Annotated in this window: 15 protein-coding genes and 1 pseudogene; 4 read left to right on the forward strand and 12 right to left on the reverse strand. The window is 35.6% G+C overall.

The window, feature by feature from the left end; genetic code table 11:
- Positions 1–181, reverse strand: a 181-nt coding sequence (locus BM135_RS17240; protein WP_217644309.1) for a hypothetical protein, incomplete at its 3' end; no start/stop codon positions are given.
- Positions 182–435: 254 nt separating this feature from the next.
- On the opposite strand from BM135_RS17240, the gene rfaL reads away from it, so the two are divergent.
- Complete coding sequence (rfaL, locus tag BM135_RS15380) at positions 436–1,707, forward strand: O-antigen ligase RfaL (RefSeq protein WP_092521231.1); 1,272 nt, start codon at positions 436–438, stop codon at positions 1,705–1,707.
- 62 nt (positions 1,708–1,769) lie between these two features.
- On the opposite strand, the gene BM135_RS15385 is transcribed toward rfaL, so the two are convergent.
- The 5 genes from BM135_RS15385 to BM135_RS15405 form a co-directional block, all read right to left on the reverse strand.
- Complete coding sequence (locus BM135_RS15385; protein ID WP_139204123.1) at positions 1,770–2,600, reverse strand: glycosyltransferase; 831 nt, start codon at positions 2,598–2,600, stop codon at positions 1,770–1,772.
- Positions 2,569–2,889: a hypothetical protein gene (locus BM135_RS17105; RefSeq protein WP_092521234.1), complete on the reverse strand. Its 321-nt coding sequence runs from the start codon at positions 2,887–2,889 to the stop codon at positions 2,569–2,571. The genes BM135_RS15385 and BM135_RS17105 overlap by 32 nt, the downstream gene beginning before the upstream one ends.
- A gap of 261 nt (positions 2,890–3,150) precedes the next feature.
- Positions 3,151–3,450, reverse strand: a complete 300-nt coding sequence (locus BM135_RS15395; protein ID WP_092521236.1) for a helix-turn-helix domain-containing protein — start codon at positions 3,448–3,450, stop codon at positions 3,151–3,153.
- Between the two features lie 2 nt (positions 3,451–3,452).
- A complete protein-coding gene (locus BM135_RS15400) occupies positions 3,453–3,803 on the reverse strand; it encodes a type II toxin-antitoxin system RelE/ParE family toxin (protein ID WP_092521238.1) in 351 nt (116 codons plus the stop codon).
- A 474-nt stretch (positions 3,804–4,277) separates the two neighbouring features.
- Positions 4,278–4,781, reverse strand: a complete 504-nt coding sequence (locus BM135_RS15405) for a Spy/CpxP family protein refolding chaperone (RefSeq protein WP_092521240.1) — start codon at positions 4,779–4,781, stop codon at positions 4,278–4,280.
- Positions 4,782–4,932: 151 nt separating this feature from the next.
- Between BM135_RS15405 and cpxR the strand changes: the two genes are divergently transcribed.
- The 3 genes and pseudogenes from cpxR to BM135_RS17590 all read left to right on the forward strand — a co-directional run.
- Complete coding sequence (gene cpxR, locus BM135_RS15410) at positions 4,933–5,628, forward strand: envelope stress response regulator transcription factor CpxR (protein ID WP_092521250.1); 696 nt, start codon at positions 4,933–4,935, stop codon at positions 5,626–5,628.
- Positions 5,625–7,004, forward strand: a complete 1,380-nt coding sequence (gene cpxA, locus BM135_RS15415; RefSeq protein WP_092521251.1) for an envelope stress sensor histidine kinase CpxA — start codon at positions 5,625–5,627, stop codon at positions 7,002–7,004. Before cpxR ends, cpxA begins: the two co-directional genes overlap by 4 nt.
- A gap of 550 nt (positions 7,005–7,554) precedes the next feature.
- Positions 7,555–8,339 (forward strand): annotated as a pseudogene (locus BM135_RS17590) (IS3 family transposase); the annotation flags it as partial.
- An 87-nt stretch (positions 8,340–8,426) separates the two neighbouring features.
- Here BM135_RS17590 and BM135_RS15435 read toward each other — a convergent pair.
- Genes BM135_RS15435 through BM135_RS15460 form a run of 6 tightly spaced genes read right to left on the reverse strand, consistent with a single transcriptional unit; the run spans position 8,427 to position 14,550 of the window.
- A complete protein-coding gene (locus BM135_RS15435) occupies positions 8,427–9,242 on the reverse strand; it encodes a glycosyltransferase (RefSeq protein ID WP_092521254.1) in 816 nt (271 codons plus the stop codon).
- Between the two features lie 21 nt (positions 9,243–9,263).
- Positions 9,264–10,508, reverse strand: coding sequence for a lipopolysaccharide biosynthesis protein (locus BM135_RS15440; protein WP_092521255.1), 1,245 nt, complete (start codon positions 10,506–10,508; stop codon positions 9,264–9,266).
- A complete protein-coding gene (locus tag BM135_RS15445; protein ID WP_092521258.1) occupies positions 10,498–11,676 on the reverse strand; it encodes a hypothetical protein in 1,179 nt (392 codons plus the stop codon). Before BM135_RS15445 ends, BM135_RS15440 begins: the two co-directional genes overlap by 11 nt.
- Entirely contained in the window at positions 11,666–12,880 is a 1,215-nt protein-coding gene (locus tag BM135_RS15450) for a capsular polysaccharide export protein, LipB/KpsS family (RefSeq protein ID WP_092521260.1), read from the reverse strand. Before BM135_RS15450 ends, BM135_RS15445 begins: the two co-directional genes overlap by 11 nt.
- Positions 12,867–13,781, reverse strand: coding sequence for a glycosyltransferase family 2 protein (locus BM135_RS15455; protein WP_092521262.1), 915 nt, complete (start codon positions 13,779–13,781; stop codon positions 12,867–12,869). The genes BM135_RS15450 and BM135_RS15455 overlap by 14 nt, the downstream gene beginning before the upstream one ends.
- On the reverse strand, positions 13,741–14,550 hold the full coding sequence (locus BM135_RS15460; RefSeq protein ID WP_092521264.1) for a glycosyltransferase: 810 nt from the start codon (positions 14,548–14,550) through the stop codon (positions 13,741–13,743). The genes BM135_RS15455 and BM135_RS15460 overlap by 41 nt, the downstream gene beginning before the upstream one ends.
- Positions 14,551–14,812 lie beyond the last annotated feature (262 nt).

A 14,812-nucleotide genomic window follows, 5' to 3' on the forward strand; every position in this document is an offset into this window, starting at 1 on the left:
AAAGACTATGGGAAGGCTGGTTCCTGCTACAAACGCTTATTGATGGGTATTTACTGGCTAAATCGGTTGATGTGGAGATGTGACTAAGAGACAGGGCATCCACGGGAAGAAAGGTGTTACCCAGAACATAGACATCCCCAACAACACAGAAGCCAAAATTCCGCCAACAAGCTGATTTCATAAAAATTATTCATGTTGGGAATCCTTATCCCTTTTATGTGAAGTGACAGTGATAAGCTTTTTAAATAATGGAAGAATAGAACATAAGATAATCAAGATTGGTCGGGATAACAATAGATTGGAGGGAGAATGAATTGATAAGTAATTCTTTCATTATAGTTGAGAAATTGTCCTTGAAATTTCAGGGAATAAACTTAAAAATCCTCCAGAATTTGTGCCAAGTTATAACATTGTATTTTTATTCGTGCCTGTATTATGAAAATGGTACAAAATACCAATAAGAAATCCACTTTCTATTCCGGTAAAGTCATGTTTAAAGAAACCGTTAAAAATCATTTATCTTGGAGTACTTTTTTCGTCGGTGGTTACATCGCGCTTGTCTATGTCACAGGCGTCACGCGCTATAAAAATCTATTTTTTGCATTGATAGCATTAACCGCGCTCTACTTTATTATTAAGAATCCCAAAGGATGCCTCCCCGCGTTGAAAAACAATATCGTACTGGCTTTGGGAATATTAACTTTGGCTTACCTCTATTCAATTTTTATTTCACCTGACCCCAAGCTCAGTTTCATTGAAATCAAAACTCCTTTTTTCAGGGATGTCGTTCTCTCCAGTATTCTTATCACCTTAGCATTAAGTCATACGAATACACATAAAATCCAGAAAATGATTATTGGTTCATTTTTACTTGGATTGTTATTCATCACGCTGAAAGAAATGTACCTGTTCTATGTAGATTATCAGAACAATATTATGCCATTCACCAACTATAATCATCGCAGCGTGTCAGATGGTATTGTTTTCTTCTTTCCAGCACTAATAGCCCTTTGGCATTTTCAAAAAACTCAAAATTATGTTCGTTTAGCGCTGACAATTTTGCTCATTTTATCCGTGCTTTTTGTATTGCTGGGCACCCTTTCCAGAGGAGCTTGGCTTGCAATTTTTGTTATGTTTTTCATGATGATCATTATGAACAAAAATTGGAAGACGTTAATTGCCAGTATTGTTTTTATCTGCGCCACCATCTTTGCCATCAAATCTGATTACCTTGGTAAGAAATCAATTTTAACCTATAAACTGGAACAAACCGACAGTAGTCACCGATATAGCAATGGAACGCAAGGTTCAGCACTCACCTTAATTCTGGATCATCCAATCAAAGGCTATGGTGCCGGCAACAAAATCTATGACCAAATTTATAACGATAACGTTAAGAATTACCCTGATTGGACATTTAGAACATCCCTTGGCCCTCATAATATTTTCCTGACAATCTGGTTTTCTGCCGGAATATTAGGCTTGGGTGCCTTTTTATTTTTAATCTTCGCGTATCTGAAACAATCAGCCAAGGATTGGAACGCAAGTATCGGCTGCAATAAGCAAGCTGGGTTAATTTTATTTATCTCTTTCTTTGGCTATTTTATTGTCAGAGGGAACTTTGAAAGTGTTCATTTGAATATCTTAGGAATTTATCTTGGTTTGCTAATCGCGCTGTGTCAACAAAAATTGAATAAAACAATATAGAGATTTAAACGCTAATGATTACAGGCTATTCCAAAAATAAATAGCCTGTAAAATCAATACCGTTAAAACCACTCAGACAACACAGTAGTTAGAGACTCACTTACCGTATGCCAATCGTAGTTTGTGAGAGCCATTTCTTTACCCTTTTCAGTAACATCGTGTAATCGACTATCTGACAGCGTATCTAAAATATCCTGAGCGATACTCTCTGGAGATAATGGCTCTTGCAGTAAGAAACCGGTATTGTTGGGAACCACAAACTCTTTGATTCCCCCTCTTGGACTAGCCAAAACAGGTGTACCTCTCGCCATTGACTCTAATGCAACCATACAAAATGGCTCCTCCCACAATGAAGGAACAACCGTTAAATCAGCAAATGAATAAACCTGATGCATATTTGCAGGCGGAATATTTCCTGCCAAAACACAACACTCTGTCATTTCCAACGCTTTATCAACGACTTTTTTACGGTAAATCTCACGCTCACCTTTTGTATTTTTTGTGTGTTCTCCGATCAAAAGAAGTGTGATTTGTGTATCCTTTTTATGCAATAAGGATACAGCTTCCATTAACTCAAGCACTCCTTTCCTCTTATCTAATCGCCCAGCATACAAAATTATTTTTGCCGTATTTTTGAGACCAAAGTGCTCCCTTTTCCAGCAACTTTGTTGCATATAAAGCATCTTATCAATACCATTTGGCACAACTTTAATGTTCTCTAACTTCGCTTCATTACGAAAGAAATCAGCCAGAAAATGACTTGGAGTAATAAGTCTTATCTCAGTACCCAAAGTAGTGACGTTATGCTTATTATGCAGGTGAAGTACCATCTGTTCTTCAGGATAATACTGCTTAATCTCGTTATAAAGTGAAACGGAGTTTTGAATAATCAAAATAGGTGCTACAGGAAACTGTGTCTATCACCCTTTTGACATAAGGGTAAGGATCTAAGCGGGACCATTTCCTGAAAAAACGTTTATAAATTGCGCTAGTGTGTATCCTATGAATGGAGGCATATTCACTGATTTTTTCTACAGTTTTCTCTGTTCTTTCTCCTTTATAAATAATTAAATTATTAGCCTGACTGATTTTGGCAACGTTATAGATCCACCACTTTACTGTAGCTGCATAATTTGGAGGAATGGAATGAAATTCAGGAGCAACAAAAACAAATTTTTTCATGAGAAAAACAATCAGTAGAAGTCATTCATCGGATTAGATAAAAAAAGATCAGTTTATACAAGCAAACTGCAATCAAAAAAAAGCCCCTCACGGGGGCTGAAAGACAGGAGGTCGTGTTTATTTTTATAATGTAATTCATTGTAACAAAATGATTTATAAAGATAAGCACTCACACCATGACCACATCGACATTTGAAAAAGCCCTTCGCATGCCAAGGGGCTTTTATAATTCACGTCACGTTTCCTTTTTGATCTTCTGAATCATAGATGAAATGCTACACGCTTACCGGTTGGAAGTGTCACATCAATACTTAATTCTCCGCCCAAAGCCGCTACATAGCGTTTGAGCGTTGAAAGGCGCGGATCATGATCGGTATTTTCCATTCGAGCAATAGAAGGCTGCTGAACACCCATAGCGGCTGCAAGCTCCGCCTGTGACATGTCTAATTCATCACGTAACTGACTAAGGGCCAATTTGATGCTAGCCTGTTCAACTCGCTTTTCAACGCGAGCCTGCATTTCCGAGCTTTCTTGTACTAACAATTCTCTGTAATTAGCCATAATTATTTCTCCAGGTTGTCCAAGTGACGGCGATACTCAAAATCAGCTTGTCGGATCATTTCCTTGTAGAACCGCTTTTCATTTACCCCAGTTTTATTGCCGGCACATAAAACGATTGCACGCCGCTTAGGGTCAAATGCAAAAAAAGCTCTAATCGGATCACCTGCGTGTTGAATACGCAACTCCTTCATGTTTGGGAAATCTGAGCCATATAGCGTATCAACATAAGGCCTGCCAAGATTCGGGCCGAACTTTTCCAGTATACCCATTGCTTCGTAAATCGACTCCCTGCGTTCATCATCCTGAGCCAAAAACCATCCGTCAAAGCACTCTGTCGTTATAACTTCCCACATGCCAGCCTCATAACTTATTCGTTATAATTAAGGATATAACATACTTGTTATATTAGCAAAATCAATTGAGCAACAAGAGTTGTTGCAGCTTCGTAAAGAAAACAAACAACTAAGAATGGAAAAAGCGATCTTAAAAAGATTTGCAGTTAGCAATAACATTGAATCCATTGAGTGAATGGTACAGAAATCTAGTAGCCAGAAGCAACTGTAGATAACTAAAGTGTCCACGCGAGTGTCCACACTTAGAAAATTTCAGATCATCTACAGTTGCTTGATAAATTCATATCAAACTGATTTTAAAGGAAATTAAATTTCAGGCATGGTAAAAAAAAAGCCCCTCACGGGGGCTGAAAGACAGGGATGGTGTCTATGGCAAGGAAAATCGTTATTGATGCTATTTGGTAGTAAAAGCACTCTTGCAGTAAAAATACTAGTGTTGTAAAAGTACTAGGCATCAAGAGTGCTAGCAAAAAATCAGTTTACTTTCCGAGTTACACATTTATTTGCTTTATAAGCTTTTTTCAATAACTCTTTCTGTTCTGGTGTTAACAATCGATAAACCTGATTATTAAAACGGGCAACTTCTATACCGAAAAGAACGTTCTTTTCGGCTATTTTTTCAAGCTGCAAGCGAATCTCAGCTTCATCAAAATTCTCTGCAACCGAAAGAGCATCCAGTTTTAGGCTTGCATCTTGCATATCAGCCAGTGGCTGCTCATACCCATGTTGCTCTCTGGCTAACCTCAATATCTGTAATATCTGTTCACGCTGCTGTTCAGTTAACACTATTCCACTGAAGATATAACTATAGTTATACTGATGACCACGGTAATGACTAAAATTCCTCTTATAATCACCTTGCCTACAAAGGGAGGAACTAGCTTCAGGAACATGATCCGCATCAGCAGTTTCAGCTAAGGTCTCCGTTGTTCCGAGAACAAGCATTGACGCTAAAGCCAATATTGCTATGTTACTCATTAAATTTCCTCGCTTTCTCGAACAACAGCATTCGATCTAGTGCGGATAACTATAACCCTGCGGCTGCAAACTAGCGTCAGAGCATGTAAAAGAACGTAAAGTCATGGAATAGCGAAGTTTGTTATCGTATTTTGCTCTTGGAGGAAAATTAATGCATAAAATCTTATTAGTTGATGATGACCGCGAACTGACATCGTTATTAAAAGAACTGCTCGAGATGGAAGGATTCAATATTGTGATCGCCCACAATGGTGAACAGGCTTTGCAATGTATTGATTCTTCAATTGACCTACTATTGCTGGATATCATGATGCCGCGCAAGAACGGTATTGAGACTCTGAAAGAGCTGCGAAGCCAGCGTCATAAAATCCCCGTTATCATGTTAACGGCTCGGGGTAGCGATTTAGACCGTGTTTTGGGATTAGAGCTAGGAGCGGATGACTATCTCCCCAAACCTTTTAACGATCGAGAACTAGTCGCCCGCATACGTGCCATTTTGCGCCGTTCCAACTGGAGTGAAAAACAATCTGAGATAGGAATACCTATTTTGGAAGTTGATAAACTACGGCTCAACTCTGGACGTCAGGAAGCCAGCTTTGATGGTACGATTTTGGATCTCACTGGCACCGAGTTCTCTCTACTTTATTTATTAGCACAACATTTAGGGCAGGTCGTTTCCCGTGAACATTTAAGTCAAGAAGTATTGGGAAAACGCTTAACGCCTTTTGATCGGGCTATTGATATGCACATTTCTAATCTACGCCGTAAATTACCAAACAGAACGGATGAACTACCATGGTTTAAGACATTACGCGGCCGTGGATACTTAATGGTTTCCGCAAAATGATCAATAGCTTGACAGCCCGTATATTCGCCATTTTTTGGTTTACACTCGCACTTGTCCTGATGATGGCCTTAATGGCCCCTAAACTGGATTCACGGCAATTAGCTCCTCTTTTGGACAATGAATATCAACTTGGAAAAAAACTGGCAAAACAAATAGAAGAAAAATTGATACACAGCCCAGGGAAAAGTTTCTGGTGGGTAAATATGCCGGACGCTATTAATCTGTTGGCTTCACCGAGCGAATACCTGCTCCTTGTCACCTATAATGAGAATATCATTAACCTTGACCCTACAATGTCACGCTACCAACGACAAGCTATCCGCAACTTTATCGGACAATCCGATAATACAGATCACCCTAAAAAGAAAAAATATGGTCGTTCGGAAATACTCGGCCCTTTTTCTATCTTTGATGACGAAGATCATTACCACCTCTACCTCATTAGGCCAGCGAGCAGCCCACAATCAGATTTTATTAATTTGATGTTTGATCGACCATTTTTACTGCCCGCTGCCACCATGTTAATAAGCGCTCCATTACTACTGTGGCTGGCATGGAGTTTGGCAAAGCCCGCCCGGAAACTAAAAAATGCAGCAGATGATGTCGCGAAAGGAAACTTACGGCAACATCCTGAACTGGAATCCGGTCCACAAGAATTTTTAGCTACTGGTAGTAGCTTTAACCATATGATTAGTGCACTGGAAAGAATGGTTACCGCCCAACAACGGCTGATTTCCGATATCTCCCATGAACTGCGCACACCGCTTACTCGCTTACAATTATCGACAGCCCTACTTCGCCGCCATCACAGTGAAAGCAAAGAATTGGCGCGCATTGAAACAGAAACTCAACGTTTAGATGGAATGATTAACGACCTATTAATACTTTCCCGTCATCAACATAAAAACGAATTACTGCGCGAAAATATCAAAGCTTACGATATATGGCATGACATATTGGAGAATGCCAAATTTGAAGTCGAACAAATGCACAAAACACTGGATATCGTTTCTCCTCCCGGAAACTGGGTTATTTACTGTAATCCTGCCACACTCGGCAGCGCACTCGAAAACATCGTCCGCAATGCATTACGTTACTCCAGCAGCCATATCGCTGTGGCATTCAAGGCCGATAACCAAGGTGTAACCATTACCGTTGATGACGATGGGCCTGGAGTCAGTCCAGAAGACCGAGAGCATATCTTCCGACCGTTTTATCGAACAGATGAAGCGAGAGACAGAGAATCCGGTGGAACGGGATTGGGATTAGCAATTGTTGAAGCAGCAGTGAACCAACATCGAGGTTGGGCCAAAGCAGAAGATAGTCCTTTAGGTGGATTACGGCTGGTGATTTGGTTGCCGTTACATGGGAGATAAATAACTTTCGTTTTGAAATTTAGTTAGTTACAAGATGTAACAATTAAAGAAAAAACACGGTTATACTTGACCTCAAAGCGACGAGATACTACTCTCGTCGCTGCTTAACACAACTCGTTGATATGTTTAGTTTTGTCAAGCAGAAAATTCCTTTTATATTAATTGGATAAATCAAATTGTTAAACACAACAGGCACTCTAGGAGCTGTAACCTAGTGCGGTAGCTTTGGTTATACATGGTAATTCATATTCCATAAAACTTCCTTCCAAATTCGGCATCAATCCTAAAATCAACTGAAAAATTTAAAAATGAAAATTCTGGTTACTGGTGGAGCAGGTTTTATTAGCTCTGCATTAATTCGACATATTATCAAGGCTGTTGACATTTTATGAGGGGAATTTGAACAGCATGATGATCTGGTATCCTTGTCTTCACGAAAAAATCATTACCCCAGACCATCATATGCCAAGAACAATGTGATATGGTTCAATAATTTTGGTCACCTTCTGAGAGGTGTTATTCTCATTTCAACTATGAAAAAGGTGACACAATGCAACGACGTTTCAGCCCCGAATTTAAACTGGAATGCGCCCAGTTGGTGCTTAACCAGAATTACTCCGTCAGCGAAGCCGCTAAGGCCATGAATGTCAGTAAATCGGCCATGGGGAGTTGGGTTCGCCAGCTCCGGCATGAACGGCACGGAAAATCGCCGAAAGCAGCCCCATGACGCCTGAGCAAATTGAAATACGTGACCTGAAGAAAAAGATACAACATGTTGAAATGGAAAATGAAATATTAAAAAAGGCATCAGCACTCTCGATGTTGGACTTCCTGAACACTTCTCGGTAATTGAGAAACTCAGAGTGCATTATCCTGAGGTCAGTCTTTGCCACGTGTTCGGGTTTCATCGTAGCAGCTATCAAGCGTGGCGGCATCGTATGGAAAAGCCAAAGCCTGAACGGGTTAAGCTAAAAAGCTTGGTTTGGGAAGCTTTCCTGGCAAGCAATAGCTCTGCCGATTGCCGCCATGGTGATCGCAAAAGGCGTACCACTGGGGCGCTGGCTGGCGGAAAAACTCATGGCAGAACTGGGGCTGGTCAGTCGCCAGCAGCCGAAACATAAGTACGCGCGGAGAAAGAAAGAGCATGTTGATATTCCTAATCAGCTTAACCAGCAGTTCGCGGTCACTGAACCTAATCAGGTCTGGTGCGGTGATGTGACCTTTATCTGGACGGGCAAACTTTGGACTTATCTCGCTGTAGTCATTGACCTTATGACTCAGGTTCAGGTTAATGATAACAAACTCACAACCGCATCCCTGATAATCAGTCAGGAGATTATCGCTCTACAAAAGTGATAATCAAGATATAAGGTTATTTACCTATTTTTATTTGACATTAAGGAAAAGAATGACTCAATAAAATTATCTCATTTTTTTATAAGCAAATTTAATCACAACCATAGGAGCTATATGTAAAAAGAATTTTATTACCAACAAAAAAACATTTTTTAGTGATACTTTTTTAAGAGTAAACATATTATTAAATCGTATTTTAATCTCAGATGACGCTTTTTTTATACCTCGCCTTCGTAACAAAGTTGATTCTGACAAACGGTATTTTAAAAGAACTTTGTCAACATTTGCAAAAAAATATCCTTCTTTTAATAATTCAAACCATAAGGACATATCTTCAGTCAAATTTGTATCAGTAGGATATCTAATTTTTGAGTTTTCGAAAACTCTCCGTCTGAACAATACTGTTGGATGGACAAATGGACATCTTGTTATGCTAAAATCAACCAACTGTTCGTGGGAGGTCGGCAATTTTTTTAAGGTAATTGCATAAGGAGAGCCGAACTCAGAACAAAAGGTACCGCAAACATCAATGTTAGTGTTATTTTTTAAGAAATTTACCTGCTCGCAAAATCGCCCTGGCAAAGAAATATCGTCACTATCCATTCTAGCTATAAAAGCATACTCTTTGACCAAAACTATATCAATCAATTTATTTAAAGCTCTTGCTAAACCTATGTTTTTTTCCCCCGAGTATACAAAAATATTATTTTTTTTATTAAACTTCTCAATTGAACTACATAATTCTGAACAAATAGCGCCGTCAGTATAAATATAAAGATCCAAGTTTTCACTTTGTGATAGCACACTCTCAACAGCTTCTTCAAAAAATACAAAATTATCTTTATAATAAACACACATAAGTACAGCTATTTCTTTTGTCATATAATTACCATTAAAAATTTTTTATTTTTTATAATGTTCTAATTTTCTTGATTTTATCAAGACTTGCACACACAGTAAGGAATAAACAATTATATTTGATAGGGAAAACAGCAATACTGAGATCGATGCTGACTGAAAGTAATAATATCCTGCGAATAATCCAGCACACCTTAAAACAATCCCAATTATCTCGTTTAATAAAAGATAATACTGTATTTTATAAATATATATTGCAGGAATAACTGGCCTGCTTGCTAGGATAAATATAAAGCTCGGAACTAAAAAAGATGCCAATTCACCGGAAATTTTCCACTCATGTCCAAAAAAAATTGAAAACAAATCGTCTCCCCAAAAAAATATTGGGGAAAAAATTACTGTCGAAAAGCAGAGCATGACCAAAACAAATTTTATAAGATAATTTGACAAGTTTTTACCAAACTTAAAAATCTCAGTTATTTTGGAGTAAGTAATATTGATAATAGCAGTGCCAAGTAAAGAGATTGGAATAAGCATTAGAGTATTTGCCAAACCATATTGTCCTGCCATATTATCACCGAAGAGAGCGGATATGATTAAAACAGGAAAACCTTGAGATAAAGCATTAATAATATTTTGTGGGGTTTGAAAAAATACAAAGTTACTATTGCATTGAAGTACTTTCAATGTGCGTTTATATGAAAATAATTTTTTTATTTTAAAGAAAAAAATATCCTTAGTATACAGAAGAAAAGTGCTGGCAACACCCACAATAGAACTCAGAATCAATAAAAAATATCCTGGCGTAAAAAACAGTGGAAGCATTAACTTAAAAAAGTTATTAACCGCAGACTGAAGGAAATTGGCATATGATATTTTCTTGAAATTCTCATATTTTACAGAAATTTGTTCGCCTATTTGTGTTAGCGAGTAAGACAATATATATATAGGTAATAGAAACCAGTATACTTGGTGTTTGGCAACACTACTCCACTCCCACATAAAAAATATGAATACATATGCAACAATAGTAAAAAAAATTAAATTTGAGCATATTACTTTTATAACTGAAACCAGATTGCTTTTCGTCAAAACAATCGAATACACTAGTGAAAGAGTAAATAGTGGGATTGCAATATTTGCTATTGCTATAAATTTATTTATAACACCTAGTGATTCTGGACTATACGTTCTGGTCACAATTGGCATTAACATAAAGCTAAGAATTTGAGCGGCCAAACTGCCAGTTATATAAACAAGCAATTTTCTAATAAAACTTTTATTTCCCATTGGAACACTCTAATTTTTGGCATTTTTTATTAGCTATTAACATCGAGAAAAATATTAATATATACATAGAATCATAAGGATATATAAGTGAAAATCCGCATAAAACATAAGGTAACAATATATACGGGGAGTCTTTTTTCAACTCTACATATACAGCGAATAAAATAATACATATAGAAATCAAACCAACTAGTCCAATTTCCCCTAAAACTAGAGGGATAAAAGCATGAGCATATCCCCCTTCTTTATAACTAAATATGTACCCCCCTATATCAAAGCCGCTACCAAAAAATAGGTTTACTAATTCAATATCTGTGATTTTTTTTAAACTTGAAAAAATTGTTACCTTACTTGCCAAACTTTGATCAACAAGTAGTCCATTAAACTCAGAATGGAAAACAGCAAAATATATCAAAGGAATCAGTATTAATGTAAAATAAAGCCCCATAACAAGAGTTTTACTTTTCTTATTTACTTTTCGAGTTACATATAATAAGAAAATAGCTACAAGCCCTATATATGCAGCACGACTGAATGTTAAGAAAAGCAATAAAATGCTAAATAGGATTAATTTTTTTTTATATCTGTGTGTATTAATGATTAATAATCCAATTACAAGGAGTATCTGCATTGCAACATAATTCGAATCTAAATACATTATACTCCCATATTTATATATATAGTATGTATCTCTTGCCAATTCGATAGCAAATTCGCCTTCATTACCCTTAAAAGCATATGAAGGCATCAGCAAACGGATTAATGTGTCGACCGATATCAGTACAAGACTGACATAAACAAAATAGAACAACCCTTTTATCGTTTCTTCAACGCTAAGATTTCTTGTGAGTGTCCAAACATTTATGATAATAAGCAACGGAAATATAAACTCTAATAACTGTTTACATTGTTCCGTTACAATCATTTCCTCTGAAACGCTCCACACTAGTATAAATAAAAAAGAAATAGATATATATATAATTGCTAGAATTAAATTTCTACTTTGTATTTTAATTTTGTTTATTATAAAAAATAAAAAACAAAAAATTGATAGTGCAATTGTTGCACGTAATGATATATATCTACTGGCACCATCAAAATAAAAACTTAATTTTATAGCCATAATCGAGGCATAAGCATAGTAGATTGTTTTAAATTTAATTGACATAACAATACTCAATAATTTCTAATATTCTATCGACTTTTGATTCGTCAATAATTTCGTTGACATCAAAATAATCAATATTAATCAACCATTGGTTTAAATAAGCTGCCGTCATTTGTTCATCAAAAACACTATATAATGCTTTTCCAAAAACCATGGTCTCTTTACCCAATATTTTTGCTTCTAGTCCTACTGTTGAATTATTGACACAAATTAGTTCCCCATCGGACAATAATTCCATTGTGGGTTTATTAGAAATATAAAATCCTATATCTTTAGATAAAATTTTTATTTTTTCTATCTCTTTTTGGTCCTTTTCTGCAGGATGCAATTTTACTACTAAATCTGCCCCTCTACTTTCTGAGATATCCTTTGCTTTCAGTATACACTGTACATTATCATATTCACTATTTAATTTTAACTGAGAGTCTGAGGACACTTGTAATGGAAGGAATACATAACACTCAGGAGTTTCCGAATACTTAAATTCACAGTTAAAAGACGAAATTTTTCTTAATTTCTTTTTCTTGAATAAATAATTTTTAATTTTTAGCTCATTACAGAATGGCATTTGAAATACTGCTGAGAATATACGATCAACTATGTATTCATTATTATATCGATTGATAATCTCTTTTTGTGGTAAAGGTAATAATTTCGCGTTATACCACCAATCAACCCAAGCAGGATCAAGTTTTGAATTTGGATATTTTTTTTGTAATATCTTAATATTTTTATACAACCAAGATCTAGCGTTGACACCATCAATATCAACAAAAATTTTCCCCGGGAAATTAGATAACTCCATGAACGCCGTTTTTATGGTTTTGTTAGTTGCAAAATCTTTTATTGCACAACCACTTGTTCCACTGCCATTCCATACAAATATATAATCTATTTTTATTTTTTTATTTATTTTATCAAGAGTATTATATACGCAAGAATAATATTTATTTGCATATGGAATACTCTGATTATTATTTATAACATCCAAACTTTCTGATAGGTCAGTGATATCATTTTTATTCGTATTCCTAACTAAGTAAACGCTCTCACGATCTTTAACATTTAGGTACGTGCTCAATGAATCTGTCAGAAAAACAACATTGAAGCCTTTCTGTCGAAATCCAAATGATAATCGCTTAAAAAAAGATAACCTTTCAAAACAGTCAACGAAAAATAGTACATTTTTATTAATATTTCGCATATCTATAAAACCTATATACAGCCTTATACATACTTTCAGGCACTTTAGAAAGTATCACGAATAACAACTTCCATTTAAATGAAAATAACCTTAAGCTGTTTTCTTTGAGAAACACTCTGTAATTTTTATTCTTCTTATTCATCAAAGCCATCAAATAGTATTTTGTAAACTCGGCTTTATAAAATTTAATAAGCAATTGTTCTTTTGTGAATCGAATACGTTTCAGATATGTAGGATACATTATATTATTAAAATTAGCTTGTGATAACGAACATTGATCTGATATATCATAATAACTATAAATCTTATTTATAAAGCAAACATTATATTTTTCACATACTCTACAAAAAAACTCGGGATCTTCTTGTAATCTTAAATTATTATCAAACCCATTTAGTTCTTCAAAAACCTTTTTTTGAATGCAGAAACTACTAGAAGTCATTCCTAAAAATTTATTCAGTTTAGCTCTTTGAAAGAAAAAAAGCCCCTCTAACTTATAAGCAATATTGCTACTATCCTTTTCGTCAAGAGAAAGCTCATCAAATTTTTGTACTTTTTCAATACCCCATGAAATGACTGGAGGATTAATATTTGAAATTATATTATGTAAATCATTAAATAATGCAGGTCTGAAGTAATCATCTGCATCCAAGAATAATATATAATCTGATTCTACTAAAGACGCTCCAAGATTGCGGCAATAGCTAGGCCCTTTATTTTCAACAAGCTCAATAAACTGGACTTTTTTATTATATTTATTATTAGGTATAGGTATAGGTGATTTATCATTGACTACATAAACTTTATTTATATAAAGATAATCCAAGCTGTTAAGGGCTCTAATTAATTTATCACCTTTATTATAATAAGGTATTACTACGGAGAACTTTTCGTCTTCCATTCATTAATCCTTTGAAAACTTCAAGTTTTTTATAACCATTATCTTTTGAAAATTTTGAAAAAAATGAAATCCTCAATATAAAAATAACACTTAGTATATTACCTAATACGCTATAATATACAGCCCCTTTAGCCTCCAAGATGTTATTATTTAACATCCCAGTCGCAGTACTTTCTTCTGGATGATATGCTATTACCTTATTAATGTATTCAATTGGAATATTTTGTTTATAAGCATGATTCAAAAATACAGATTCCTCACCACAAATAAATTCACCACCCAAGCCAAAACGCTCATCAAAGTATAATTCTTTTTCAATTACTTCTTTCGAAAAAGAAATTTCTATCGAACATGCTTTTAACAAATCTATTCGGGAATATTTTTTATCATGTGTAGGATACTTTCGAAACTCTTTATGGGTATCACTAGTCAAAATTTTGAATAGCTTTATACCATATTGACCTCTATTATATGCATTAATAACGGTCTGATATATGTTATTATCCAGAATAACATCATCATCTGTTATTAATCCAATATCAGCATCGAAATATTTTAATGCTAAGTTACGACTATTAGTAAGTCCCACACTATCTGCCTGAACATAATTTATATCAGTTCTTTTTTTTAACTCCTCCAGTTTCAGTAAATCACCTTTTTCATAAGCCTGGTGGATAATTACATATGTTATGTTTTCTTTAGGACGAAGTTTTAAATTATTTATCCTATCACCATAGGTAGAGATTAAAATTTGCAAATGAACATACATGTATTGCACCTTTGTCAACGGTCGTGTGCTAAATGGTTAGATCGCGTATTAAAAATAGTTCTCACGCTCAATGAAAGTGCCAATCACTTTATCGTGCATACATGGACGCCCCTTGTTTGCCAAATAATCATTTGTTATGACCCGAACCAGGTTAAGATTGCAGCCATACATCCGGACTTTAGTTAAGGCCGTCGCCTCTGTCCCTGATGGAATTCACTGGCCAGGCTCTCATCATTTCAACGCGCTATGAGCGCTTGCACGA

Origin of the sequence: Xenorhabdus japonica, assembly GCF_900115195.1 — a bacterium.
Lineage (GTDB): Bacteria > Pseudomonadota > Gammaproteobacteria > Enterobacterales > Enterobacteriaceae > Xenorhabdus > Xenorhabdus japonica.

Excerpts from the sequence above, each read along its gene's own strand:
- rfaL (WP_092521231.1), top strand. The coding sequence starts at position 436 with ATGAAAATGGTACAAAATACCAATAAGAAATCCACTTTCTATTCCGGT.
- BM135_RS17105 (WP_092521234.1), bottom strand. The coding sequence starts at position 2,889 with ATGAAAAAATTTGTTTTTGTTGCTCCTGAATTTCATTCCATTCCTCCA.
- BM135_RS15395 (WP_092521236.1), bottom strand. The coding sequence starts at position 3,450 with ATGGCTAATTACAGAGAATTGTTAGTACAAGAAAGCTCGGAAATGCAG.
- BM135_RS15400 (WP_092521238.1), bottom strand. The coding sequence starts at position 3,803 with ATGTGGGAAGTTATAACGACAGAGTGCTTTGACGGATGGTTTTTGGCT.
- BM135_RS15405 (WP_092521240.1), bottom strand. The coding sequence starts at position 4,781 with ATGAGTAACATAGCAATATTGGCTTTAGCGTCAATGCTTGTTCTCGGA.
- cpxR (WP_092521250.1), top strand. The coding sequence starts at position 4,933 with ATGCATAAAATCTTATTAGTTGATGATGACCGCGAACTGACATCGTTA.
- cpxA (WP_092521251.1), top strand. The coding sequence starts at position 5,625 with ATGATCAATAGCTTGACAGCCCGTATATTCGCCATTTTTTGGTTTACA.
- BM135_RS15435 (WP_092521254.1), bottom strand. The coding sequence starts at position 9,242 with ATGACAAAAGAAATAGCTGTACTTATGTGTGTTTATTATAAAGATAAT.
- BM135_RS15440 (WP_092521255.1), bottom strand. The coding sequence starts at position 10,508 with ATGGGAAATAAAAGTTTTATTAGAAAATTGCTTGTTTATATAACTGGC.
- BM135_RS15445 (WP_092521258.1), bottom strand. The coding sequence starts at position 11,676 with ATGTCAATTAAATTTAAAACAATCTACTATGCTTATGCCTCGATTATG.
- BM135_RS15450 (WP_092521260.1), bottom strand. The coding sequence starts at position 12,880 with ATGCGAAATATTAATAAAAATGTACTATTTTTCGTTGACTGTTTTGAA.
- BM135_RS15455 (WP_092521262.1), bottom strand. The coding sequence starts at position 13,781 with ATGGAAGACGAAAAGTTCTCCGTAGTAATACCTTATTATAATAAAGGT.
- BM135_RS15460 (WP_092521264.1), bottom strand. The coding sequence starts at position 14,550 with ATGTATGTTCATTTGCAAATTTTAATCTCTACCTATGGTGATAGGATA.